Annotated in this window: 22 protein-coding genes and 1 tRNA gene; 9 read left to right on the forward strand and 14 right to left on the reverse strand. The window is 37.1% G+C overall.

The annotated features are described in order from the left end of the window. Positions 1-102: 102 nt before the first annotated feature. Positions 103-864: a serine O-acetyltransferase gene (cysE, locus tag DKK70_RS15165; RefSeq protein WP_110424618.1), complete on the forward strand. Its 762-nt coding sequence runs from the start codon at positions 103-105 to the stop codon at positions 862-864. A gap of 51 nt (positions 865-915) precedes the next feature. Here the strand turns inward: cysE and DKK70_RS15170 are convergent, their stop codons facing one another. The 6 genes from DKK70_RS15170 to DKK70_RS15195 form a co-directional block, all read right to left on the reverse strand. Next, positions 916-1752 (reverse strand): mechanosensitive ion channel domain-containing protein, encoded by an 837-nt coding sequence (locus tag DKK70_RS15170; protein ID WP_110434738.1) that lies wholly within the window; start codon positions 1750-1752, stop codon positions 916-918. Positions 1753-1812: 60 nt separating this feature from the next. After that, positions 1813-2406, reverse strand: a complete 594-nt coding sequence (slmA, locus tag DKK70_RS15175) for a nucleoid occlusion factor SlmA (RefSeq protein ID WP_110424493.1) — start codon at positions 2404-2406, stop codon at positions 1813-1815. Then, complete coding sequence (gene dut / locus DKK70_RS15180) at positions 2403-2861, reverse strand: dUTP diphosphatase (RefSeq protein ID WP_110424494.1); 459 nt, start codon at positions 2859-2861, stop codon at positions 2403-2405. The genes slmA and dut overlap by 4 nt, the downstream gene beginning before the upstream one ends. Continuing rightward, a complete protein-coding gene (gene coaBC / locus DKK70_RS15185) occupies positions 2845-4071 on the reverse strand; it encodes a bifunctional phosphopantothenoylcysteine decarboxylase/phosphopantothenate--cysteine ligase CoaBC (protein WP_110434739.1) in 1227 nt (408 codons plus the stop codon). The genes dut and coaBC overlap by 17 nt, the downstream gene beginning before the upstream one ends. Positions 4072-4123: 52 nt before the next feature. Further along, positions 4124-5785, reverse strand: a complete 1662-nt coding sequence (recN, locus tag DKK70_RS15190; protein WP_110434740.1) for a DNA repair protein RecN — start codon at positions 5783-5785, stop codon at positions 4124-4126. Positions 5786-6053: 268 nt separating this feature from the next. Continuing rightward, complete coding sequence (locus tag DKK70_RS15195) at positions 6054-7406, reverse strand: Nramp family divalent metal transporter (RefSeq protein ID WP_110434741.1); 1353 nt, start codon at positions 7404-7406, stop codon at positions 6054-6056. A 364-nt stretch (positions 7407-7770) separates the two neighbouring features. Between DKK70_RS15195 and DKK70_RS15200 the strand changes: the two genes are divergently transcribed. Further along, positions 7771-8322: a YagU family protein gene (locus DKK70_RS15200; protein ID WP_034882391.1), complete on the forward strand. Its 552-nt coding sequence runs from the start codon at positions 7771-7773 to the stop codon at positions 8320-8322. 58 nt (positions 8323-8380) lie between these two features. Here the strand turns inward: DKK70_RS15200 and DKK70_RS15205 are convergent, their stop codons facing one another. Beyond that, positions 8381-8752: a hypothetical protein gene (locus DKK70_RS15205; protein ID WP_110434742.1), complete on the reverse strand. Its 372-nt coding sequence runs from the start codon at positions 8750-8752 to the stop codon at positions 8381-8383. Positions 8753-8963: 211 nt separating this feature from the next. Here DKK70_RS15205 and metE point away from each other — a divergent pair, with 211 nt between their 5' ends. Both metE and metF read left to right on the forward strand, forming a co-directional pair. Next, a complete protein-coding gene (gene metE / locus DKK70_RS15210; RefSeq protein ID WP_110434743.1) occupies positions 8964-11237 on the forward strand; it encodes a 5-methyltetrahydropteroyltriglutamate--homocysteine S-methyltransferase in 2274 nt (757 codons plus the stop codon). A gap of 109 nt (positions 11238-11346) precedes the next feature. Further along, on the forward strand, positions 11347-12222 hold the full coding sequence (gene metF / locus DKK70_RS15215) for a methylenetetrahydrofolate reductase [NAD(P)H] (RefSeq protein WP_110424500.1): 876 nt from the start codon (positions 11347-11349) through the stop codon (positions 12220-12222). A 43-nt stretch (positions 12223-12265) separates the two neighbouring features. On the opposite strand, the gene DKK70_RS15220 is transcribed toward metF, so the two are convergent. Next, positions 12266-12342, reverse strand: a tRNA-Met gene (locus DKK70_RS15220). Positions 12343-12563: 221 nt separating this feature from the next. Here DKK70_RS15220 and DKK70_RS15225 point away from each other — a divergent pair. Beyond that, positions 12564-12983 (forward strand): GFA family protein, encoded by a 420-nt coding sequence (locus tag DKK70_RS15225; protein ID WP_110434744.1) that lies wholly within the window; start codon positions 12564-12566, stop codon positions 12981-12983. Positions 12984-13041: 58 nt separating this feature from the next. On the opposite strand, the gene carB is transcribed toward DKK70_RS15225, so the two are convergent. Next, complete coding sequence (carB, locus tag DKK70_RS15230) at positions 13042-16257, reverse strand: carbamoyl-phosphate synthase large subunit (protein ID WP_110434745.1); 3216 nt, start codon at positions 16255-16257, stop codon at positions 13042-13044. A 1-nt stretch (position 16258) separates the two neighbouring features. Further along, a complete protein-coding gene (gene carA / locus DKK70_RS15235) occupies positions 16259-17419 on the reverse strand; it encodes a glutamine-hydrolyzing carbamoyl-phosphate synthase small subunit (RefSeq protein ID WP_110434746.1) in 1161 nt (386 codons plus the stop codon). A gap of 267 nt (positions 17420-17686) precedes the next feature. Between carA and argF the strand changes: the two genes are divergently transcribed. Both argF and DKK70_RS15245 read left to right on the forward strand, forming a co-directional pair. Further along, on the forward strand, positions 17687-18697 hold the full coding sequence (argF, locus tag DKK70_RS15240; RefSeq protein WP_110434747.1) for an ornithine carbamoyltransferase: 1011 nt from the start codon (positions 17687-17689) through the stop codon (positions 18695-18697). Positions 18698-18793: 96 nt separating this feature from the next. After that, positions 18794-19291 carry a phosphatidylglycerophosphatase A family protein gene (locus DKK70_RS15245; RefSeq protein ID WP_110434748.1) on the forward strand — a complete coding sequence of 166 codons (498 nt, stop codon included), beginning with the start codon at positions 18794-18796 and terminating at the stop codon, positions 19289-19291. Positions 19292-19340: 49 nt separating this feature from the next. Here the strand turns inward: DKK70_RS15245 and nadK are convergent, their stop codons facing one another. Then, positions 19341-20219 (reverse strand): NAD(+) kinase, encoded by an 879-nt coding sequence (gene nadK, locus DKK70_RS15250; protein WP_110434749.1) that lies wholly within the window; start codon positions 20217-20219, stop codon positions 19341-19343. Between the two features lie 154 nt (positions 20220-20373). On the opposite strand from nadK, the gene grpE reads away from it, so the two are divergent. Next, positions 20374-20958, forward strand: a complete 585-nt coding sequence (gene grpE, locus DKK70_RS15255; RefSeq protein WP_110434750.1) for a nucleotide exchange factor GrpE — start codon at positions 20374-20376, stop codon at positions 20956-20958. A gap of 102 nt (positions 20959-21060) precedes the next feature. Here grpE and def read toward each other — a convergent pair whose 3' ends face one another. Next, entirely contained in the window at positions 21061-21573 is a 513-nt protein-coding gene (gene def / locus DKK70_RS15260; protein WP_110434751.1) for a peptide deformylase, read from the reverse strand. A 160-nt stretch (positions 21574-21733) separates the two neighbouring features. Between def and dprA the strand changes: the two genes are divergently transcribed. Continuing rightward, positions 21734-22855, forward strand: a complete 1122-nt coding sequence (gene dprA, locus DKK70_RS15265) for a DNA-processing protein DprA (protein WP_219999841.1) — start codon at positions 21734-21736, stop codon at positions 22853-22855. Positions 22856-22959: 104 nt separating this feature from the next. Here the strand turns inward: dprA and rraA are convergent, their stop codons facing one another. Then, positions 22960-23451 carry a ribonuclease E activity regulator RraA gene (rraA, locus tag DKK70_RS15270; RefSeq protein ID WP_110434752.1) on the reverse strand — a complete coding sequence of 164 codons (492 nt, stop codon included), beginning with the start codon at positions 23449-23451 and terminating at the stop codon, positions 22960-22962. Between the two features lie 89 nt (positions 23452-23540). Then, complete coding sequence (locus DKK70_RS15275) at positions 23541-24443, reverse strand: 1,4-dihydroxy-2-naphthoate polyprenyltransferase (protein WP_110434753.1); 903 nt, start codon at positions 24441-24443, stop codon at positions 23541-23543. Between the last annotated feature and the right edge of the window lie 32 nt (positions 24444-24475).

Raw genomic sequence — 24475 nt, forward strand, 5'->3', positions numbered from 1 at the left:
TTCTATTCTTGGTTTGCGAAACAATATAAACTATTGAAACTAACCTTTAAATCGATATAGGTACTTGGTGTGAATACGAGCAAAAAAGTAGTTAAACCTGAAATGTTATGGCAAACCATCCGACAAGAAGCGTCCAAGCTCGTTGAAAGTGAGCCAATGTTAGCAAGTTATTTTCATGCAACCTTACTTAATCATGAAAATTTGGATAGTGCATTAAGTTACATTCTCGCTAACAAACTAGCGACGCAAGTTGTACCGGCAATGGAAATTCGTGAAATTGCTAGACAAGCTTATCAGGCGGATAACAACATTATCTCTGCAGCGATTACTGATATACTTGCGGTTTATATTCGTGATCCGGCAACCAATTACTACTCTACACCGCTGCTTTATTATAAAGGTTTTCTTTCACTACAAGCTTATCGAATTGCACATTGGCTTTGGCAACAAAACCGTAAATCACTGGCAACCTTTTTACAAAGCCAAATTGCCATTGTATTTGGCGTGGATATCCATCCAGCAGCGAGAATTGGCTGCGGAGTGATGTTTGACCATGCAACCGGAATTGTCATTGGTGAAACCGTCGTTATTGAAAACGATGTTTCTATTTTACAATCAGTGACACTGGGTGGTACCGGAAAAGAAAATGGCGATCGTCACCCTAAAATTCGCGAAGGTGTAATGATTGGTGCCCACTCAACTATTTTAGGAAATATTGAAATCGGTAAAGGTGCGAAAATCGGTGCCGGTTCAGTGGTTTTAGAGCCAGTACCTAAACATACCACCGTTGCGGGGGTGCCAGCTAAAGTTGTTGGTTGTCCTGATTGTGATAAACCAGCATTAAATATGGATCAAGATATCTAATTTCAAAGGCCATTCCGTTGCTGACAAGCAACGGAATACCATAACTGTAAATTACGATTGGGAATTAAGATTTACATCCATAGTTGGGTACGGAATATTAATACCATTTTCAGTTAGGCCATTTTTAATATTTTCAAGTAATGCCGCTTTAACTGATCCATAATTAGCATTTAACGTCCAAACAAGGACATTAAAATTCATGGATGAAGCATCCAACAAATCCAAACGAATAGTTGGCGCCTTATTGGTTAAAATATTATCAGTTTTGTTTACCGCCGCTCTTAATACTTGATAAACCTGTTGAATATCTGAATTATAACCAACATTAACCACTAGATCTAAACGTCTTTCCGGTAAGCGAGTATAATTAATAATATTGGCACTAACTACTTGGCTATTTGGAATAACGACTACTTCATTTGTTGGGGTGACAATAGTGGTTGAAAAGATTTGAATTGAATCAATATCCCCTTTTTGGTTATTAATAACCACGGTTTCCCCGACTTTAAAAGGACGAAAAATAATTAAGATTACACCAGCAGCAAAATTCGACAACGACCCTTGCAAAGCTAAACCTACCGCCAAACCTGCCGCACCGATTACCGCAACAATTGAAGCGGTTTGCACACCAAGTTGCCCTAGCACGGCAACTAATGTCATAACTATAATGGCGTAATAAGATAGCGAACTAACAAATTTAACTACTGTTGGATCGACATGACGATTAGTTAAAATTCTTCTTAGTTGACGAGCAACAAATCTAGCAATTGTTCGACCTATGAGAAAAATAACAATGGCAAAACAAAAATGAGCTATATAACTAATTACTACGCCATCATATTTTTCAATAAATAACCAAATCTGGTTTGCTATATTTTCAAAACTCATGAAATTATCCTCTGTAAAAAATAACAGAAATCGTTAAGTGAATAATTACGATTAAATCGGTTAAACTAACTGTTTTGCTAATAAAGCCCAACGGGTTTCAAAATTGGTTGTTGGCAGATATTTAAAACCAGAACGAGAATAGCGTGCCATCATCCCTTCGCAAAAAGCCAGTAACTGACTAGATAAAACACGCTCATCGGTGGTAAAGGCCACGCCTTCACGAATCTTTCTTTCTCGTATGACTTGTTTTATCTGCGTTTCGATACGTTCAAATAATTGATTGATTCGTTCTTGTAATTGATCTTGCTCAAACATCAACGCATGCCCAGTCATAATTCGCGTCAACCCTGGATTTTTTTCCGAAAAACCAAGGATTAAAGCCAAAATAAGCTGTAGTCGTGTAAATGTTTTAGGCTCATCTTGCATAATCACATTAATACGCGAAAGCAAAATATCCTCAATATAAACAATTAAACTTTCAAACATTTTCGTCTTACTTGGAAAATGCCTATACAATGCTGCTTCAGAAACACCAACCGTTGCTGCTAATTTAGCTGTAGTTATCCGTTGTGTTCCTTCATTGGATTCAAGCATAGTTGCTAATGCTTGGAGTATATCTTCTTTACGATTTTTATTTTTGTTACTCACGATCATTTCTTACCTGAATGCCCAAATCCACCTTCACCGCGTGTTGATTCAACAAAATCATCAACAATATTAAATTCAGCTTGCACGACTGGCACAATAATTAATTGCGCAATTCTATCGCCCGGTTCAATAACAAATGGGGTTTGGCTTCGATTCCAAACTGGCACAAATAATTGACCTTGATAATCAGAATCAATTAAACCAACTAAATTACCTAGTACAATACCGTTTTTTGAACCCAGTCCTGAACGGGGTAACACTAATGCCGCTAAGCTAGGATCAGCAATATACATTGATAAGCCGGTTGGAGTTAAGATTGTTTCACCTGGTTTGATTTCCGTTGTTTTATCAAACATCGCTCTTAAATCAATACCAGCAGAACCTTCGGTGGCATAACTTGGCAGTGGAAACTCGTTACCTAAACGTTTATCTAATACTTTAATATCAATTTTTCTTTTCATCATGACTCGCTTTATATCGTGTTATAACTGCTTGAAGTAATTCTCTTGCTAATTGTTGTTTACTGCTTAATGGTAACGTTTGTTCGCCATTTTGCCAATAAATGGTTAATGCATTTTGATCAGAATTAAAGCCTATGCTCTTATCAGACACATCATTAGCACAAATCAAATCTAAATTCTTAGTAGTTAATTTTTTAAGGGCATAAGCCTTAATATTGTTGGTTTCAGCTGCAAAACCGACAACAAACGGACGCCCCTTTTTTAACGCAGCAATACTAGCTACAATATCAGGATTTTTAACCAATTTAATCACAAGTTCATTATTATCATCAGTTTTTTTAATTTTTTGCTTAGCAATAGTTTCTGCTCGATAATCAGCAACAGCGGCGCAAGAGATAAAAATCGCCGACTTTGTAGCAAGCTTTAACGCCGCATCACACATCTCATTAGCACTTTTTACATTAATGCGATTGACATTATTGGGAGTTGCTAAATTAACTGGACCGCTAATTAAATTTACTGTTGCGCCCATTTCCGCCGCCGCTTGTGCAATAGCATACCCCATTTTACCTGAACTGTAATTACTGATATAACGAACCGGATCAAGCTCTTCAATGGTTGGGCCTGCGGTAATGGTAATTTCGGTTCCAACAAGTGTTGCAGTTGCGAGAAAATAACCTTCAACATGTTCAACGATGGTTGCCGGTTCAACCATTCGCCCTGGACCAAAATCTCCACAAGCTTGGAAACCATCATCGGGGCCTAAAATTAAGGTGTTACGTGAAGCTAAGCTCGCTAAATTCTGTTGCGTTGCCGCGGCTTTATACATCTGTTGATTCATAGCTGGCGCGATGACGATCTTAGCTGGTGTTGCCAAGCAAATGGTCGATAAAAGGTCATCAGCAATACCATTTGCCATTTTTGCAATAATATTGGCTGTAGCCGGCGCGATTAATAGTAAATCAGCCCATTTGGCTAATTCAATATGGCTCATCGAAAGTTCGGCAGAAGGATCGAATAAATCACGTGATACCGCATTACCAGATAGCGCTTGCAGTGTCATTGGCGTGACAAAATGGCTCGCTGATTCAGTCATTACTACACGGACCTGCGCGCCCGCTTTTTTTAAATGACGAACGAGATCAGGGCATTTATAAGCAGCAATGCCGCCTGTTATCCCCAATAAGATATGTTTACCAGATAGACTCATGATCTCGTTACTCTCCGATCTCTGTTAAAAGCGTTATATTACCATAATTAATTTAGATAATAAGTAACTCTTTCGCATTGGCCAATGTTGCATCGGTAATTTTATCCCCACCTAACAATCGTGCAAGCTCATTTATACGCCCATTTTTATCTAATTTTTGCATATCTGTCGAGGTTTGTTTACCCGTTGTTTGCTTACTGACAAAATAGTGTTGATTGGCTTGACCGGCAACTTGCGGCAAATGGGTAACCGTAATCACTTGGGTTGACTCACCAAGCTGCCTCAATAACTGTCCGACTTTAGCGGCAGTTGGTCCGCTGATACCGACATCAATTTCATCAAAAATTAATGCTGGCGTATCCATTTTTTGTGCGGTTAAAACCTGTATGGCAAGGGCAATACGTGATAATTCCCCACCTGATGCTACTTTTGCTAAAGGCTGTGCCTCTTGCCCGGCATTAGTGCTCACTAAAAAACAGACTTGGTCTGCGCCATCTTCATTCAATCGGTTTTCATCAAATACAACATCTATACTAAATTGACCATTTGGCATGGATAATTCATGCATAATCGTCATGACTTTTTTAGCTAACGTTTTACTCACTGTTAATCGTTTTTGATGTAATTTAGTGGCAAGTTTAAGGGCAATTTGTTGATACTTTTTGATCTCTTCTTGTAATTGCTCACCTTGTTCATCTTGTTGATTAATCTGTTTAAATTCATTTAATAAACTTTGATGTAACTCGGGTAATGCCTCGGGAGAAACATGATGTTTACGCGCTAAGGCAATTTGTTTTGATAACCGTTGTTCAAGTTGCATTACTCTTGCCGGATCAAGCTCTAAGCTTTCACTATAATGACGTAATTCATAGCTAGCTTCTTTAATTTGAATAGCAGCTTCTTCTAACATCGTTAAAATATCATTTAGCGACGGATCTAATGTTACTAACTCATGGATACTCTGCTTCACACTATTGAGCATATTATTAACATTATATTCATCTGCTTCATCTAATAGCATGATAGATTGTTGGCTAAGATTAATTAGCTGCTCACTATTTGACAACTTTTTATATTCTTCATCAATCAGTTGATATTCACCGTCAATAGGAGAAAATTCGTTTAACTCTTTTAATTGATATTGCAATAACTGTAGGTGTGCATCCCGCTCTTGTTTGGAAGCTTGGTATTGCTGATAAGCTTGGGCGGCAGATTTCCATTGCTTATAAGCTTGTTGCATTTGTGACAATAATGTCGGCTCATTCATATAGTGATTAAGTAAAATTTGTTGATAATCACTACGTAGTAGACGTTGATGTTCATGTTGTCCATGAATTTGAATTAACATTTGCCCTAAATCTTTTAATTGCGAAATAGGCACTGCGCGACCATTAATAAATGCTTTAGAACGTCCATCTTGATTAATAACTCGCCTTAAAATACATTCATTACCTTCATCAAGTTGATTCTCGGTTAACCACGAATGTGCCGCCGGAGTATCATCAAGAACAAAACTGGCAGAAATATCTACCCGATCCGCGCCATTGCGTATGGCTGAAGCATCAGAACGATTTCCTAAACAAAGCCCTAAAGCATCGATCGCAATCGATTTACCCGCGCCGGTCTCCCCCGTTATTGCCGTCATTCCTGTTGTAAAATCAACTAACAACTGATCGACAATAGCAAAATTATTAATAGTAAGTTGAGTTATCATAATAGTTCAATAAGTGTATGCAACTGATTAAAATTAATGCGAGTATATCAATAATAACACTGTAAATAAACACAGCTTTTTAAATAAAATGACGATTTTATTCGAGGATATTTGCTAGAATTATTGTGCTGATAGGGTTTAAGATACTTTTAAAGCTTATTCATTTTTTTAAATAAATAAGTAAATAAGTGATAGTGAGAGATTTATCGGCCACTAAAAATTCAAAAAAGCCATTGATAAGGAGAAATTTCAATGGCCTAAAACAGAGCTAATATAATGAAGCAATAACTTCATAGATCAATTGCAGATTTAAAACCACTAGTGCAATAGTCGCTATCCAGCCTAAAATAATCGTTAACTTACTATTCACAAACTCCTTCATAATTTTTTTATTTGAAGTAACCAAAATTAAAGGCACCATTGAAATCGGTAAGGCAATACTTAAAAATACTTGAGTATAAATCAATAAATTCTCAACAATATTTTCCTTATCTCCCCAGATATAGATACATAAAATCACTGGCGTAACCGCCAATCCTCGACTAATCATTCGCCGAGCCCAAAGCGGAATAGAGAGATTAATAAACCCTTCCATCACGATTTGCCCGGTTAATGTGCCGGTAATAGTGGCGTTCTGACCTGAGGCTAGTAGCGCCACAGCAAATAATGTTGCCATAATCGAACTGGCTACCGGTCCAACCATATTTGGATCTTTCAAAGCATCATATAGCTGTGTAAATCGACCAAGATCATCGGGATTATTGCCATAAAAAAGGGCGGCACCAAGAATCAATAATAGACAATTGATGATGAACGAAAAGGATAACTGTATATTAGAATCAATGGTGGCATATTTAATTGCATCTTTTAGACTAGTTCGATTCTTTCTGTCATATTTTCTGGTTTGAACGATAGAAGAGTGTAGATATAAATTATGTGGCATAACAGTTGCACCAACAATCCCTAGCGCAATAACCAATGCTGAATCATGGCCTTTGATTGAAGCAGTAAAAATGTCCGTCCTTGGTATAAAGCCATTTATAATGTCACCCAATGCCGGTGAAGCTCTTAACACTTCATAAGTGAAGATAATAAATATTGTCGCAATCAAACAAAAGACGATCGCTTCTATTTTCCTAAATCCAAACCGCATTAAAATTAATAGAATAACAACGTCAAAAACCGTTAATAAAACACCAATCAATAATGGAATATCAAACAAAAGATTCAAGGCAACGGCACTACCAATAACCTCAGAAATTTCTGTGGCAATAATCGCTAATTCAGTTGATATCCATAAACAAAATGCTACCTTTCTACCCACCATTGATTTAGTTGCTTGAGCAAGATCCATGCCGGTAACTACGCCAATCTTGACACACATGGCCTGTAATAACATGGCTATCAAGCTAGAAATTAATATCACTGATAGCAACAAATAACTATAAAGCGCACCACCTTGAATTGAGGTGATCCAATTACCGGGATCCATATAACCAACCGCTACTAAAGCCCCCGGACCAGAAAAAGCCCACAGTTTTCGAAGAAAACTCGCATTTGGATCGGGAATATGAACAGTATTATTGATCTCTTCTAAACTTACTGTGGATATTTTCAACATAATCAAAACCTCAAAATTGATATATTGCCATTATATATGATAATGAGAATCATTATCAATTAAATTAACCATTTTAAGTTTTTTAGAAATTATGATCGGGATAATGTGTATTATTTAGATTTAAAAGCGTATATTATTTAACCGTAATTAGTCTATAAATCGGTATGTCGGCATCTAACCATTATGACTGATTAAAGCTATATTAGTCCACCCCAAAAGTAATACTGAGCAAGCAAATTTTGTTTTAAACGAATATACGATAAAACGTCCTACCGAATTTAGGTAGAACTTAGATAGAACACATTTTATTTATATTATTGGCTATTTAATTTAATTCTATTAAATATAGTAAGGAATAACTTCAATGTTTGGAAATAAAACAAATCGTCAAATTATCATTTGGACAACAATTATTGGTGGTTTTATCAGTTCATTAGTCAAATGGGGATCTGAAGTTAATATGCCACCTCGAGTTCCCGGTGAAATTTCGCCACCAGCGGCACATATTGATGCTTGGCTTGGTTGGTTAGGCATTAATTCTCATTCCCTTGATTATATTTATCAAGGTGCAAACGTTTTGGGCGCGGTCACCCTTTATCACTGGTTATTCAGTTTCGCTTTTGCTTTTGTTTATGTATTTATCGCTTATTTTTGGAATAAAATCCGACTTTGGTATGGAGCCTTTTATGGATTAATTATTACTGTTGTTATGCATGGCTTTTTTATTCCATTATTAGGCTTCCGTCATCCGGCTTATGCACCTGAAGGAACAATTGGTTGGTTATGGAATTTAAATGGTTATGAGTTATGGAGTGAAATCTTAGGCCATATTTATTGGGGGGTATCAATCGAGATCTGTATGATTGCCGTACTCGCTCACTTTTCTAGACCGATTCATGGTGAATGGCGAAAATAAATATTGTTTACTACCCTTCTGTCCCAATCAAGATAGGAGGGTTTAAAGTTAAGATAAATTAATTATTAATCATTTTTTTATATGAAATATTTAGGTTAATCTTCACCACTCTATCTGCATTTATATCACTAAGTTGTCGCTCAACCCTAATTGATTGACGAGCTTCCTTTTTCTTTTCCACCATAAAATTATTCACAGGGATAAAAATAATAACCGCAAATAATAATCCAACCGCAGTATAATCAAACCAATGTTTATGTGATTTAAATAGCCAATACAGAATATTGACAATGCAGTTAAACAAGAAAAAAACCATAATAAAAAAGTTCAAAATCGACTGAGTCGTCATAACACCGATATGGTCATTACCTAATGACGGACAGATCAAAGTAAGTTCAAGAAAATAAATTAAATAAAGAATAATACACATAGTAACTATTGCTGATCATGCTATAGAATTTCTTATTATCTTAATATATGGCTATTAAACAAATATAGTTAATTTTTGATTAAGTGAAAATGGTGGATGATTTCATTATAGATAAAAACTATACCAACCAATAAAAAACCAGAATTATTCAATAGCATTTTTTTTTGTTATCTTTCCTATTACTAACCAAATGTGATGAAAGGAAGACAAAATGAATACTGCTGTTATCGGATACCCTCGAGTTGGGAAGCTTCGTGAATTAAAATTTGCCACCGAAGCTTATTTTAAAGGTAATAAAACCCAAGCTGAATTATTAAGTGAAGCAAAAGCACTACGTGCGGAACATTTACAACAACAAGCTTCGCAAAAAATCGCATTTATCTCATCAAATGATTTTTCATTTTATGATGCCGTACTTGATACTGCATGTTTACTTAATGTTATTCCCAAACGTTATCAAGATTTAGGTTTACCTGAACTCGATCGCTATTTTGCAATGGCGCGTGGTTATCAAGGTGAAAAAGGTGATGTGCGTGCGTTAGCAATGAAGAAATGGTTTAACACCAATTACCACTACTTAGTGCCTGAAATTGAAGATTCACTGCAAATTAAAATCGCCAGTACAAAACCTTTTGATGAATATCAAGAAGCAAAAGCATTAGGAATCCAAACTAAACCGGTTATTATTGGGGCATTAACCTTTTTCAAATTAGCCCAATATTTAGGCAGCAAACAGCTAGTTGATTTTAAAGCAGACATTATTAAAGCCTATCAAGAAATCATCGAAAAATTCACTGCACTTGGTGCTGACTGGATCCAAATTGATGAACCAATTTTAGTGACGGATCTTAGTCAACAAGATATCGCACTATTTAACGAACTGTATCAAGCTATCTTATCAGTTAAAGGTAAAACTAAAGTTGTGTTACAAACCTATTTTGGTGATGTGCGTGACTGCTATAAAGAACTGGTTGCATTACCGTTTGATGGTATTGGTCTGGATTTTGTTGAAGGTAAGCAAACATTAGCCTTACTTGAAAATAATGGCTTCCCTGTTGATAAAGTTTTATTTGCCGGTGTCGTTAATGGTAAAAATATTTGGAAAAATGATTACAAAAAAACCTTAACTTTATTAGCTAAAATTAAACAAAAAGCGGCAAACGTGGTGATAAATACTTCGTGTTCATTATTGCATGTACCTTATACGCTACAAAATGAGACGAAATTAACTATTCAACAACGTGCTTATTTTGCTTTCGCCCAAGAAAAACTACAAGAACTTGCTGAACTAGGTCAATTACTTAATGAAGCCAATCCTGATAACAATGCGGCTTACAAAGCTAACCAAACTCTGTTTACCCGTGAACGAGAAGGCGCTAACCAAGCGGTCCGCCAAAAAGTGGCTGCACTGAAAGAGTCTGATTTTACTCGTTTACCTGAGTTTTCAGTACGTGAAGCTGCGCAGAAAAAAGCCTTTAATTTGCCATTATTACCTACTACTACTATTGGTTCATTCCCACAAACGCCGGATGTACGTTTAAATCGTGCTAAATTCAAAAAAGGCGAAATTTGCCTAAATGAATACACTGAATTTAATAAGAAAAAAATTGCTGAATGTATCAAACTACAAGAAGAGATCGGTATTGATGTATTAGTTCACGGTGAATTTGAACGTAATGACATGGTGGAATACTTCGGTGAAAGTTTAAATGGCTTTGTCTTTACTGAAAAAGCATGGGTACAATCTTATGGTACGCGTTGCGTTAAGCCACCAATTGTTTGGGGTGATATTTCCCGTTCTAAACCAATTACGGTTGAATATTCAAAATATGCGCAAAGTTTAACTGATAAACCTGTCAAAGGCATGTTAACTGGCCCTGTGACTATCTTAAACTGGTCATTCCCTCGTGAAGATATTTCACAAAAAGAATCGGTATTCCAAATTGGATTAGCGATCAGTGATGAAGTATTAGATCTTGAAGCGGCTGACATTAAAGTCATCCAAATTGACGAAGCGGCATTAAAAGAAAAATTACCACTACGTAAAGCGGATTGGAATAGTGAATATCTAGATTGGGCAATTCCGGCATTTAGATTAGTTCACAGCAAAGTACAAGCTGATACCCAAATTCATACTCATATGTGTTATAGCGAATTTGCTGACATCATCAAAGATATCGATGCAATGGATGCTGATGTTATTTCATTTGAAGCATCACGCTCAAATCTACAATTAATTGATGTGCTTAAAGCAAATAACTTTAAAACAGAAGTGGGGCCTGGTGTATATGACATCCACTCACCACGCGTACCACCAGTTGCGGAAATCAAAGCAACCATTGAAAAATTAGTGGCTAAAATTGATAAGCAAAAATTGTGGATTAATCCAGATTGTGGTTTAAAAACTCGCGGTGAAAAAGAAGTAGTTGAAAGCTTAGAACATCTAGTTCAAGCAACCTTAGAAGTGAGAAAGACTCTTAATTAACACTGTTTTTTATAAAGTTAATTAGCTTTGTCTGTCTTAATTACCGCCGCCTTTATAGGCGGCGGTAATGTCAGTAGAGTAAAAAAGATAGCAAGAATGGATGGTACCAATGAAAACAAATTTATTATTTAACCAAAAAACAGTATTCTCCTTTGAGGTTTTTCCACCTAAAAAAACGTCACCATTAGAGACAATTTATAGCACTTTACGCGAATTAGGTTATTTTAAACCTGACTTTATTAGTGTCACTTATGGTGCAGGTGGTAGTTTAAATGGTCAAACTACGATTGATATTGCGCATGCAGTTAAACATACTTATGGTATTGAAAGTGTCGCCCATTTACCGGGGATTAACTTCGACAAAGCCGAAATGCTAAAAATTCTTCACGACCTCAAATGTGCCGGAATTGATAACGTATTAGCATTACGTGGTGATATCAGTCCCAATGTAACACCTAAAGATGATTTTCGCTTTGCTAGCGAATTAGTCACCTTTATTAAAGAAAATGGTGATTTTAATGTTATTGGCGCATGCTATCCAGAAGGGCATCTTGAAGCAACGACGCTTAAACAAGATTTAATCCATCTAAAAGAGAAAGTAAATGCCGGTACCGATCAGTTAATTTCACAACTATTTTTTGATAATGACTATTTTTATGCCTTTTTAGATAAAGCGCATGATATGGATATTAATGTACCAATTGAAGCAGGTATTATGCCAGTTACTAATAAAAATCAAATTGAACGCATGGTTTCAATGTGTGGCGTAAATTTACCTAAAAAGTTCAAACAGATGATGGAAAAATATGAACATCATCCAGATGCATTTCGTGATGCTGGTATAGCTTATGCTATTGATCAGATTGTTGATTTAGTCTCACAAAACGTTGATGGTATCCATTTATATACAATGAACAATAGTTACATTGCTAGACGCATTAGCGAAGCGGTATCAACACTGCTTGCGGTGCCAAAATCAGCGTAATTATTTAGTTGTTTGTAAGAATATGAGAAAGGTTTGGTAGAATTGGTTGCGGGGGCTGGATTTGAACCAACGACCTTCGGGTTATGAGCCCGACGAGCTACCAAGCTGCTCCACCCCGCGTCAAAGAGGTTGCTATAATATAGTAATTAAATAATAAAGCAATACCTTTCTTGTCTAAACGCCCTTTTTTTACGCATTCCTTACCAAATAATCTCGCTTTTTATACGATTTAGTATGCTTTTCTCAATATTTTTATAACAAAATTTATTCTCGTTGATAATTCATTATGCTAACATCTTTACAATTACATAAAATTTTTAATAAGAAAAAAGGAAATAAGTATGTCAACTCAATATCATGGAGCTTGTTTGTGTGGAAAAGTTAAATTATCTGTGCCATTTGCCAATACGGAGTTTAGTGCATGTCATTGCCAAACTTGTCGTAAATGGAGTGCAGGGCCTTTAATGACCTTAGCGCACAGTGGTGATTTAACGATAGAAGGACAAGAAAACGTTACCCATTTTAACTCATCAGAATGGGCGGAAAGAGCATTTTGTAAAGAGTGTGGCTCTCATCTTTATTATCATTTAAAAGGTACGCAAAATTACTATATTGCTGCTTGGATCTTTGACGATATTAAAGAGTTAAAATTCACAGCTGAAGTCTTTATTGATAAAAAACCAACTTGCTACGCGTTTGCTAATCCGACTCACAAATTAACCGAAGCAGATATTTTAGCGATGGCGGCAGGAAAGGCTTAAAAAATAAATTATAACTTGATATATTTATAAAAAAGACGAGCATTGCTCGTCTTTTGGCTTATTGATAAAGTGCCTGTAATGGCACCACACTGTTGGCAGGATCGTAATCTAGTGCCGACGTTGTGGCATAAGCAGCATTCATAGTGGTATCGTAATGGACTTTATATTGGATAGCACTACGGCGCAGAATTTTAGAAGCTTCAATAGCTGCTCGCCCTGAGGTCGTGTTAAGAATATAACTGTACTCGCCATTTTTAATATGATCATGAATATTTGGCCGACCTTCATTCTCTTTTTTGACAATTTGGCAGGCAATTCCTGCTTGTTGCAATGCTTTTGCTGTGCCAAGTGTGGCATCAATAGTAAATCCATGAGCGATTAATCGTTTAGCAACTTCTAATAGACGTGGTTTATCTTGTTCACGAATAGAAAGTAATGCTTTACCAGATTTTTTCATGTTAGATAAACTACCAAGTTGTGCTTTAGCAAAAGCTTCGGCAAACGTTTTACCAATTCCCATAACTTCACCGGTTGAGCGCATTTCAGGCCCTAAAATTGGGTCAACACCGCTAAACTTATTAAATGGTAATACCACTTCTTTAACTGAGTAATAAGGCGGAATCACTTCTTGGGTGACATTTTGCTTGGCAAGCGATCGCCCTGTCATGACGCGAGCCGCAATTTTAGCCAGTGGTAAGCCTGTCGCTTTCGAGACAAATGGCACCGTACGCGCTGCACGCGGATTAATTTCAATCAGATAAACTTGATTATCTTTGACAGCAAATTGCCCATTCATTAAACCTTTTACATTAAGTTCAAACGCCAATTGTTTCGCTTGTTTTCGCAGTTCAGCTAAAATTTCAGGGCTTAAGGTATGAGTTGGCAGTGAACAAGCTGAATCCCCCGAGTGGATACCGGCTTGTTCAATATGTTCCATAATGCCACCAATAACGATTTGTTCGCCATCGGCAATCACATCAATATCCACCTCAATGGCATCATCTAAAAAGTGGTCAAGCAGTACTGGCGCATTATTGGATTCACTTACTGCGGTTTTAAAGTAGCGGCGTAAATCTTGTTCATTGTAGACAATTTCCATTGCCCGTCCGCCTAATACATAAGATGGACGCACCACAAGTGGATAACCGATTTGCTCTGCTTTGATTACTGCTTCATCGATATCGGTTACGGTGGCATTAACAGGCTGTTTTAATTTTAATTTATCGACTACTTCTTGAAAGCGTTTGCGATCTTCAGCTCTATCTATGGCATCAGGTGAAGTACCAATAATTGGAATTCCAACAGCTTCAAGAGCCCGCGCCAATTTCAGCGGAGTTTGTCCACCATACTGTACGATCACGCCATCAGGTTTTTCAACGTGGGCAATTTCAAGCACATCTTCAAGGGTAACCGGCTCAAAATAGAGTCTATCGGAAGTATCATAATCGGTTGAAACCGTTTCGGGATTGCAATTTACCATAATGGTTTCAAAGCCGTCTTCACGTAAAGCTAAAGCAGCATGTACACAGCAGTAATCAAATTCAATCCCTTGTCCAATACGATTAGGTCCTCCTCCTAAAATCATAATCTTTTTACGATTAAATTGTGGATTGGCCTCACACTCTTGTTCATAGGTTGAGTAAAGATAGGCGGTATCGGTTGAAAACTCGGCTGCACAGGTATCCACACGTTTATAAACTGGGTGAATATCATATTGTACGCGCAGATCTCGCACGGCTTGTTCTTGAGTATTAAGCAGTTTAGCAATACGCAGATCCGAAAAGCCTTTACGTTTAAGTTGCCATAAGGCCTCTTGATCAAGATCTTCAATCGTTTGCTGTTTTAAGCGGTTTTCTATTTGCACTAATTCTTCTATTTGCACTAAGAACCAGCGATCAATATGTGTTAATAAAAACACTTCATCAACGGTAAAACCAGCGCGAAAAGCATCGGCTATATACCAAATGCGATCGCTACCAGCCTCTTGTAGTTCGTATCGAATTTTAGCAAGATTCTTTTCATCGCTAGCATCATCGATTTTTTCATCTAATCCGCTCGCCCCTACTTCTAAACCGCGAAGTGCTTTTTGCATCGATTCTTGGAATGTTCGGCCAATTGCCATCACTTCGCCTACTGATTTCATTTGTGTGGTTAAGCGATCATTGCAACCGGCAAATTTTTCAAAATTAAACCGTGGGATTTTAGTCACCACATAATCAATAGAAGGTTCGAAAGAAGCAGGCGTTTTACCACCAGTAATATCATTGGAAAGCTCATCAAGTGTATAACCGACGGCTAATTTAGCTGCAATCTTGGCAATAGGAAAGCCGGTTGCTTTAGAGGCTAACGCCGAAGAGCGTGATACCCGAGGATTCATCTCAATGACAATTAATCGTCCGGTTTGTGGATCAACCGAAAATTGCACGTTTGAACCGCCAGTTTCAACACCAATTTCGCGCAATACCGCAATTGAGGCATTACGCATGATTTGATACTCTTTATCTGTCAAAGTTTGTGCCGGCGCAACTGTTATCGAATCACCAGTATGAATGCCCATTGCGTCGAAGTTTTCAATCGAACAAACAATAATGCAATTATCGTTTTTATCGCGCACAACTTCCATTTCATACTCTTTCCAACCAATTAGTGATTCGTCGATCAGGAGTTCATTGGTTGGGGATAAATCAAGTCCACGAGTACAGATTTCTTCAAACTCTTCTTGATTATAAGCGATGCCACCGCCGGTTCCGCCCATAGTGAATGATGGACGAATAATACAAGGAAAGCCCACTTGTTCCAGTACAGCATAAGCTTCTGGTAATGAGTGAGCAATACCCGAACGTGCAGTATCCAGCCCAATTTTTTTCATTGCCTGATCAAAGCGTTTGCGATCTTCGGCTTTATCAATCGCATCGGCGGTAGCACCGATCATTTCAACATTAAACTCTTTTAATACACCCTGTTTTTCAAGCTCTAATGCACAATTTAATGCCGTTTGTCCGCCCATCGTTGGTAAAATGGCATCGGGTCGCTCTTTTTCAATAATTTTGCGCACACATGTCCAATGAATTGGCTCAATATAGGTGGCATCCGCCATTTCAGGATCGGTCATAATGGTTGCCGGATTGGAGTTAACTAAAATTACACGATAGCCTTCTTCACGTAGAGCTTTACATGCCTGAGCGCCTGAATAATCAAATTCACAAGCTTGACCAATAACAATTGGACCTGCACCAATAATTAGAATACTGTTAATATCTGTTCGCTTAGCCATATTATTGCTCCTGCTTATAAATTTTAATTAATTCGATAAAGTGATCAAAAAGTGGCGCAGCATCGTGGGGGCCCGGACTAGCTTCAGGGTGTCCTTGAAAACTAAATGCAGGTTTCTGATTATGATGAATCCCTTGTAATGAGCCATCAAATAAGGATTTATGTGTAGTGCGTAAATGTGCTGGCAAGGTGCTCTCATCGACAGCAAACCCGTGATTTTGCGCGGTAATCATGACACGATTATTTTCTAGATCCTTAACTGGATGATTGCCTCCATGATGACCAAATTTCATTTTGATAGTTTTAGCTCCACAGGCTAGTGCTAACAGTTGGTGACCCAAACAGATACCAAAAACTGGAATATCAGTAGTCAGAAACTTCTTAATCGCTTCAATGGCATAAGTACAAGGCGCCGGATCTCCTGGGCCATTTGATAAAAAGATTCCATCCGGATTTAGTGCCAGTACTTCATCTGCTGGTGTTTTAGCCGGAACAACAGTTAACTTACATCCACGCGCAACTAACATCCGTAATATATTTTGTTTCACGCCAAAATCATAAGCAACCACATGGTAAGGCAATTCACTTTCCGCTTTTGGTGTAGGATGCTCTTGTTGTCTGGTCCAAATACCATAAGTCCATGTGTAACTTTGTTTACAAGTCACTTCTTTAGCCAAATCTAATCCACTTAACCCTTTATAATTTAGTGCTTCCTGTTTGGCATTTTCGGCTTTATCTAATAAGGTCTGCTTATCATTTGCGGTAATGATCACACCATGTTGTGCCCCTTTTTCACGTAAAATACGAGTTAAACGACGGGTATCAATATCCGCAATAGCAATTACATTATGCTTTTTTAAATAACTGGAAAGATCCATTTCACTTCGATAGTTGCTGGCAATTAGCGGCAAATCACGAATAATCAATCCTTTTGCATAAACTTGCGTTGATTCAGCATCGGCACTATTGGTACCAACATTACCAATATGCGGATAAGTTAATGTAACGATTTGCTCACTATAAGAAGGATCAGTGAGGATTTCCTGATAACCGGTCATTGACGTATTAAACACCACTTCACCAACAGTTTGACCGTTAGCACCAATTGACTTACCGATAAATTGTGAACCATCTTGTAACATAAGGAGGGCATAAGTTTGCATGATTAAACAACCTTTGATTAAATAATCAATAATTATGAATAATAATTCATTTAACTGTTTTTTTAGGATCTAATGTTTGGCCATTTTATTACACTTTTTTGAACAAAAAAAGCGATATTATAAAAAATAATTAAATAATAAAATCTAATTTTTTAGACAATTCAAAGATTAAAAAATAATATTAACTAAATTAAAAATGTTTAACTTGAAATTGCATAATTATTCAAATAAAATCGTAACAATATTTACCGCTATTAGGAGCTCAATATGCACGGTTTTTATCAACGCCATTTTTTACGTTTACTCGACTTCACCCCAACAGAAATTAACCAGCTGATTCAGCTTGCTATCGAATTAAAAAAAGCCAAAAAACACGGTAGCGAAAAAAAACATTTAGTTGGTAAAAATATTGCCCTTATTTTTGAAAAAGACTCAACCCGTACACGCTGTGCATTTGAAGTAGGTGGCTTTGATCAAGGTGCACAAGTTACCTATTTAGGGCCAAGTGGTAGTCAAATCGGACACAAAGAGTCGATTGCCGATACCGCTCGGGTATTAGGTAGAATGTATGATGGCATTGAATATCGTGGTTATGGGCAAGAAATTGTTGAAACTTTAGCAAAATATGCTGGCGTGCCGGTTTGGAATGGTTTAACTACCGAAGCACACCCAACGCAAATTTTAGCTGATTTTATGACCATGAAAGAACATATTGGCGATAGAGCATTAAACAGTGTTAAATTTGCCTATTTAGGTGATGCACGAAATAATATGGGCAATTCCTTAATGGAAGGTGCTGCATTAATGGGTATGGAAATTCGCTTAGTTGCTCCAAAAGCTTGCCAACCTGAAGCTGAGTTAGTACAAAAATGTCAAGAAATCGCTAAAACCACCGGCGCTAAAATTATTTTAACGGAAGATGTTGCTTCAGGTGTCAAAGATGTAGATTTTCTTTATACCGATGTATGGGTATCAATGGGCGAACCGAAAGAAGTGTGGGATGAACGAGTAAAATTATTAACACCATATCAAGTCAATCAAAATGTGATCAAATTAACTGGCAACCCAAATGTGAAATTTATGCATTGCTTACCGGCTTTCCATGATATGAATACCACTGTGGGCAAACAAATGGCAGCTCAATATGGTTTGCAAAATGGTTTAGAAGTCACCGATGAAGTCTTTGAATCAAAACATAGCATCGTATTTGACGAAGCGGAAAACCGCCTCCATACGATAAAAGCGGTAATGGTTGCAACGTTAACTAAAGACGAATAATATAGTTGATTATCACTAATGCTTAGCTTGATTTAGCTAAACCGTTTTTTGCCGACTTTAAGTCGGCATTATTTTATCTAACAGACCTTTAACATAATGACAAAACAAGAGCGAAATAGAGACTTTAAAAAATATGTGCAATTAACAAATCCTATCCATTTACTCGCGGTGGGTTTAGGATCGGGAATGTCACCTATTATGCCCGGCACAATGGGATCAGCAATGGCTATTCCACTTTGGCTGCTATTTGATGGTCTGCAACCATATTTATATTGGGTGTTTATAGTTGTCGCCTTTATTTTTGGTTGTTTTTTATGTCAAAAAACCTCGGATGATACTCACACCCATGATTCAGGGCATATAGTATGGGATGAATTTGTTGGTATGTGGATCACCCTATTTTTTATTCCACAAATATCTGTTTTATGGATTGCTATTGCTTTTGTCGCCTTTAGAGTCTTTGATATGGCAAAACCTTGGCCAATCCGCTGGTTTGATAAACGCGTGCCGGGTGGATTTGGCATTATGGTTGATGATGTGATCGCCGCAATCTTTTCATCATTAACGGTTTATGCCTTAACCTTTATCATTTAAAGATAGATTTATCTTTAAATGATAATTTACTTGCAGTAATAATTTTCCACTAAAACATTTTCTGCGACCAACCTAGTTTGCTCGAAAGATTATTAAAATAGTCATAATCTTTCGAATGGATTAAATTAAATTCATAATCTGAGCGACGAATAATCACATCTTGTGTCGGTTTAATCGGTAAAATAATTTGGCTATCGCAAGCAATATTAAGATCCAACGCGGTTGTGGGAAATTTAAGATGGATAGGATTATCACTTTTTATTACCAATGGTCTAACCGCTAACGAGTGTGGAAACATTGGTGTAATAATTAACGCATCTAAATGTGGCGCAAGGATCGGACCACCGGCCGATAGTGAGTACGCGGTTGAACCGGTCGGTGTGGCAATAATTAAGCCATCCGCATGCTGCGAAAATGCATTACGCTCATTGATATAGACATCATAATCAATCATATGGGCAACCGTATTGGGGGTAACCACTATTTCATTTACCGCAAAACCAGAATTAATTAACTGACCATCACTATAGATTGATACTTCCAGCAAAAATCGAGGATCATCATCATATTCACCTTTGATAACTGGGGTTAATTGTTCGATGACATGATCATGAGAAATATCGGTTAAAAAACCTAAATTACCACGATTTACGCCAATGACTTTGATTTTATAGTGTGATAAGTGACGGGCTGAACGCAACATATTACCATCGCCACCCACCACAATCGCTAAATCGGCTTGCTCACCAATAGTATCTAATGATGCATATACATTGCTTGGGAATTTAATGTATTGCGCTAATTGATCTTCAACCAAAACTTCAATACCTAAGTTAACTAGCCAGTCATATAGTACTTGGTGAGTTTCAATCGCCTCTAACTTACGTGGAATCCCAACCAAACCAACACATTTAAATGGTCTACCCATAAAATATCCTTGTTTATTTTTGACTTAAGTACAATTATTTTTTAGTTATCAATTAAAAAACACGATATCATCTTATCGTTAAACTTGTAATAATAAAAATTATCCCCATAATAACTGTTATTCACTAAGTTTTCGACTAAATTTGGAGTACCGTATGACTGAACAAGAGAACAATATGTCAGAAAATGAGACAAACATTGAAACCGCTGCTGAGCAAACAACTGAAGAACAAACCCCATCACAACCAAGTGTTGAAGAGCAGTTAAAGGCTAAAGATGCACGTATTAGCGAACTTGAACAAGCACTGCAAATAGCTAAGAAAAATGAAAGCGAAGCAATGATTCGTGCTCGAGCAGAAATTGATAATGTTCGCAAACGTGTTGAGCAAGATGTAGATAAAGCACGTAAATTTGCGTTAGAAAAATTTTCAAATGAGCTACTACCGGTAATTGATAATCTTGAGCGTGCGTTAGAATCTACCGATAAAAATAATCCAGAACACCAAGCAACAGTGGAAGGGTTAGAGTTAACCTTAAAATCATTTTTAGATACGGTCAAAAAATTTGGCATTGACGTAATCAATACAGCTGATTCACAGCTTAATCCAGATCTGCACCAAGCAATTAGTATGGTTGAATCGCCTGAACATCAGTCAGGACAAATTGTAAATACTATCCAAAAAGGCTATACACTTAATGGCCGACTTATTCGACCAGCGATGGTAATTGTCGCTAAATAATGGTCGCTTAAACTAAAAACCGCCAAATTTGAAGTGCCCCCAATAGTTGGACAACCAATTACTGGGGGAGCTTTTTATGTCAAAATATAGTGGCGGTTTATACTATCGATTCTTTTGCTCTTCACGAGCTAGCTTTTTCATCTTTTGTTCAATACGTTGACGCTTTAATGGCGAAAGATAATCGACAAACAGTTTTCCTTTTAAGTGATCCATTTCATGCTGAATACAAATCGCCAACAGTTCATCAGCATCAATTTCATAAGGATTACCCTCACGATCTAATGCTTTGATCTTGATTTTTTCTGATCTTGGTACAAATCCACGGCAGTCAGGTATCGACAAACATCCCTCTTCAATGCCAGTTTCGCCTTCTTGGCTGATCACTTCCGGATTGATAATCACATAAAGCTGGCTTCGATCTTCTGACACATCAATCACAATGATCTGTTCATGCACATCCACCTGCGTCGCTGCAAGTCCAATACCATTTTCAGCGTACATAGTTTCAGTCATGTTATCGATAATTTCTTGTAGCTCTGGTGTAAAATTAGAGACAGGCTTTGCGATTTTGCGAAGTCGTTCATCTGGGAAACGTAATACCGGTAAAATAGCCATAAATTCTTCGATCTACTCCTCAATTTTGTGTTTTTTCAGATTCGCCTACATTGTAAACATTTATGATGCCGGTGAATAGCCTTAGTTGACTATTGGTAAAATATATCTAATCAATTTTAGATTTGGCACCAAGCAACGATGTAGATAAAAAAGGACAGTAATGAGTAAATATGAATTTTTATTACGAATTTCAATGCTTGGTCATAAAAGAATAGGCTGTTTTGAGCGAATTAGTCTTTGCTTTAGCAATGGTCTGCCAAATAACATCAATGATGTATCGTTATTGTTAGATAAACTAGGTTTATCCAAAACGGTTCAAGAGCAATTTTTTCAAACCTCTTATCTTCATTTTGAACCAGTACTCGATTGGTTAGCCACACCTTATCCTGCCAAATATTTGATTGCCTATTGTGATTCCGATTATCCAATATTGCTTAAACAGATAAGTTCACCACCGCCATTGTTATTTGTTATGGGCAATAAACAGTTATTACATTCACCACAAATTGCGATGGTAGGTAGTCGTGAATTTAGTGAGTATGGTGCACAATGGGGACGATATTTTGCTAGTGAATTAGCCATTAATGGTTTGACGATAACTAGCGGACTGGCACTGGGTTTAGATGCGATCTGTCATCGTGGTGCACTTGAGGTATCAGGAAATACTATTGCCGTTTTGGGGAGCGGTTTAGCGCAAATTACACCTCGTTCAAATGTTAGATTAGCCAATGATATTTTGGCACAAAATGGGGCTATCATTTCAGAATTTTATCCATTTGAAAAAGCAAGATCCGAATACTTTCCGCGCCGCAATCGTATTATTAGTGGATTAAGTTTAGGGACATTTGTGGTTGAGGCATCGGAAAAAAGTGGATCACTTATTACTGCTCGTTATGCGCTTGAACAAAATCGTGATGTGTTTGCATTGCCGGGGGATATCGATAATCAAAATAGCCATGGTACTCATTATTTAATCAAACAAGGTGCCTATTTAGTCACCGAACCAACTGATATTTTAGAACATTATAGTGGCTTTTTATCCACAATTGAAAGACAAAGTGATTTTGATAACCAAGAGAGTAATAGTGTGTTATATCCTGACATTTTTGCCGTTATTCACCATCAACCAATTCCAGTTGATACCATTGCGTCCCTTGTTAATTTACCCATTCCTGAGCTAACCATTAAATTATTAGACATGGAAATAGCAGGATTAATCATTACCGTCACGGGTGGTTACATTCGTAACCGAACAAGAACCGCACAAGATACTGTGCGATAGCCAAAAGGTTGAGGAAAGTTTTTTACCTAAAAAACCGCTGTAAAAGTGTCCAACTTTATGGGGGCACTTCAAAAGTACAGCGGTTTATAAATATGCTATGCGATTTATTTATCGTCTATTTCAAGCGCAATTTCAGATAAGATAATGCCAGTATTATCAGCATAGATAAAGTCGCCAGAGAAGAACGTCACACCACCAAAGTTAACGCGAATATCTATTTCACCAACACCTTGATCATCAGAGCCAACAGGAATTGCCGCTAGTGCTTGTACTCCAATTTCAGAATCGGCGATATAATCAACTTGGCGTACCGCTCCATAAACAATGATACCTTCCCATTGGTTTTGCAGGGCAATATCGATTAATTCGGCATCTATCAATGCTCGACGCACCGAACCACCGCCATCAATAACCAGTACTTTTCCTGCACCATCGGACTGTAACACTTCGTACAATATGCCGTTATCCTCAAAACATTTCACTGTAACAACCTGGCCTGAAAACGAAGTCACACCACCAAAGTTACTAAATATCGGTTCTACGACGTTTACATCTTCTGGGTAGTAATCGCAAAGAATTGATGTTTCAAATTCCATGGTCGAGTCTCCTTTAACTGTAATATCTATTTGATTCTAGTATAACGCTAACATGAAGTAAAACTATATAAATTTGGCATAAACGTGAACTAGCTCAAAATAATACCCAAACAATAAAGTAAATTAGTTAATAAAGCAAGTTTGACCATTTGTATTAATAACGGTGCCGCTTCTTTAGCTGTCTTAAATTTAAACACCAAATAAATATGTTTTATATATAGTGGTAACGTTAATAGAAATAATCCACTGTAATATGTATGGAGATTTTGGTAAGCAAATAGCGCAAATAAGCTCAATGATACCATTAATAAAAGAAAGTGATAACAACAACCGTAAGTTTTGCCAATCAGAACTATCAATGTCCGTTTATGGTTTTGTTTATCACTGTCATAATCACGCAGATTATTAATATTAAGCACTCCAACCGCCAACAAACCACTGGCAATTGCCGGTAAAGCTATTGATGCTGATAACACTTTGGTCTGTAAATAGTCACTACCAATGACTGCAACTAAGCCAAAAAAAATCAGAACGGAGAGATCGCCTAGTCCAATATAACCATACGGTTTTTTCCCTATGGTGTAAGTAATTGCGGCAATGATTGCACCTAATCCCAATAAGACAAAAATCAGTAACTGTTGATAGTTGTTACAGGCTAAAACGAGTAAAACCAGCCCTGACATAATACATAGTATAACAGTAATCCAAAGCGCTATTTTCAGCTGTTCAAGGGTGATTAATCCCAGCTGTAATCCTCGTTTATGCCCCAATAAGTTTTGCTGATCACTACCTTTAACTGCATCACCATAATCATTGGCCAAATTGGATAAAATTTGTAATAACGATGCGGTAATAATTGATAACAGCATAATTGATAAATCAAAAGATTGTTGCCAATACGCAAGCGCATTTCCCATCAAAATAGCAGAAAGCGATAATACTAACGTTTTAGGGCGTAAACTAATCATCCATGGATAATATTTATTGAACATAAAACTAGTTATTTATTTGAAAAAACTTAAGT

It is taken from the genome of Gilliamella apicola, assembly GCF_003202655.1.
Classification (GTDB): domain Bacteria; phylum Pseudomonadota; class Gammaproteobacteria; order Enterobacterales; family Orbaceae; genus Gilliamella; species Gilliamella apicola_R.

Excerpts from the sequence above, each read along its gene's own strand:
- cysE (WP_110424618.1), top strand. The coding sequence starts at position 103 with ATGTTATGGCAAACCATCCGACAAGAAGCGTCCAAGCTCGTTGAAAGT.
- DKK70_RS15170 (WP_110434738.1), bottom strand. The coding sequence starts at position 1,752 with ATGAGTTTTGAAAATATAGCAAACCAGATTTGGTTATTTATTGAAAAA.
- slmA (WP_110424493.1), bottom strand. The coding sequence starts at position 2,406 with ATGATCGTGAGTAACAAAAATAAAAATCGTAAAGAAGATATACTCCAA.
- dut (WP_110424494.1), bottom strand. The coding sequence starts at position 2,861 with ATGAAAAGAAAAATTGATATTAAAGTATTAGATAAACGTTTAGGTAAC.
- coaBC (WP_110434739.1), bottom strand. The coding sequence starts at position 4,071 with ATGAGTCTATCTGGTAAACATATCTTATTGGGGATAACAGGCGGCATT.
- recN (WP_110434740.1), bottom strand. The coding sequence starts at position 5,785 with ATGATAACTCAACTTACTATTAATAATTTTGCTATTGTCGATCAGTTG.
- DKK70_RS15195 (WP_110434741.1), bottom strand. The coding sequence starts at position 7,406 with ATGTTGAAAATATCCACAGTAAGTTTAGAAGAGATCAATAATACTGTT.
- DKK70_RS15200 (WP_034882391.1), top strand. The coding sequence starts at position 7,771 with ATGTTTGGAAATAAAACAAATCGTCAAATTATCATTTGGACAACAATT.
- DKK70_RS15205 (WP_110434742.1), bottom strand. The coding sequence starts at position 8,752 with ATGTGTATTATTCTTTATTTAATTTATTTTCTTGAACTTACTTTGATC.
- metE (WP_110434743.1), top strand. The coding sequence starts at position 8,964 with ATGAATACTGCTGTTATCGGATACCCTCGAGTTGGGAAGCTTCGTGAA.
- metF (WP_110424500.1), top strand. The coding sequence starts at position 11,347 with ATGAAAACAAATTTATTATTTAACCAAAAAACAGTATTCTCCTTTGAG.
- DKK70_RS15225 (WP_110434744.1), top strand. The coding sequence starts at position 12,564 with ATGTCAACTCAATATCATGGAGCTTGTTTGTGTGGAAAAGTTAAATTA.
- carB (WP_110434745.1), bottom strand. The coding sequence starts at position 16,257 with ATGGCTAAGCGAACAGATATTAACAGTATTCTAATTATTGGTGCAGGT.
- carA (WP_110434746.1), bottom strand. The coding sequence starts at position 17,419 with ATGCAAACTTATGCCCTCCTTATGTTACAAGATGGTTCACAATTTATC.
- argF (WP_110434747.1), top strand. The coding sequence starts at position 17,687 with ATGCACGGTTTTTATCAACGCCATTTTTTACGTTTACTCGACTTCACC.
- DKK70_RS15245 (WP_110434748.1), top strand. The coding sequence starts at position 18,794 with ATGACAAAACAAGAGCGAAATAGAGACTTTAAAAAATATGTGCAATTA.
- nadK (WP_110434749.1), bottom strand. The coding sequence starts at position 20,219 with ATGGGTAGACCATTTAAATGTGTTGGTTTGGTTGGGATTCCACGTAAG.
- grpE (WP_110434750.1), top strand. The coding sequence starts at position 20,374 with ATGACTGAACAAGAGAACAATATGTCAGAAAATGAGACAAACATTGAA.
- def (WP_110434751.1), bottom strand. The coding sequence starts at position 21,573 with ATGGCTATTTTACCGGTATTACGTTTCCCAGATGAACGACTTCGCAAA.
- dprA (WP_219999841.1), top strand. The coding sequence starts at position 21,734 with ATGAGTAAATATGAATTTTTATTACGAATTTCAATGCTTGGTCATAAA.
- rraA (WP_110434752.1), bottom strand. The coding sequence starts at position 23,451 with ATGGAATTTGAAACATCAATTCTTTGCGATTACTACCCAGAAGATGTA.
- DKK70_RS15275 (WP_110434753.1), bottom strand. The coding sequence starts at position 24,443 with ATGTTCAATAAATATTATCCATGGATGATTAGTTTACGCCCTAAAACG.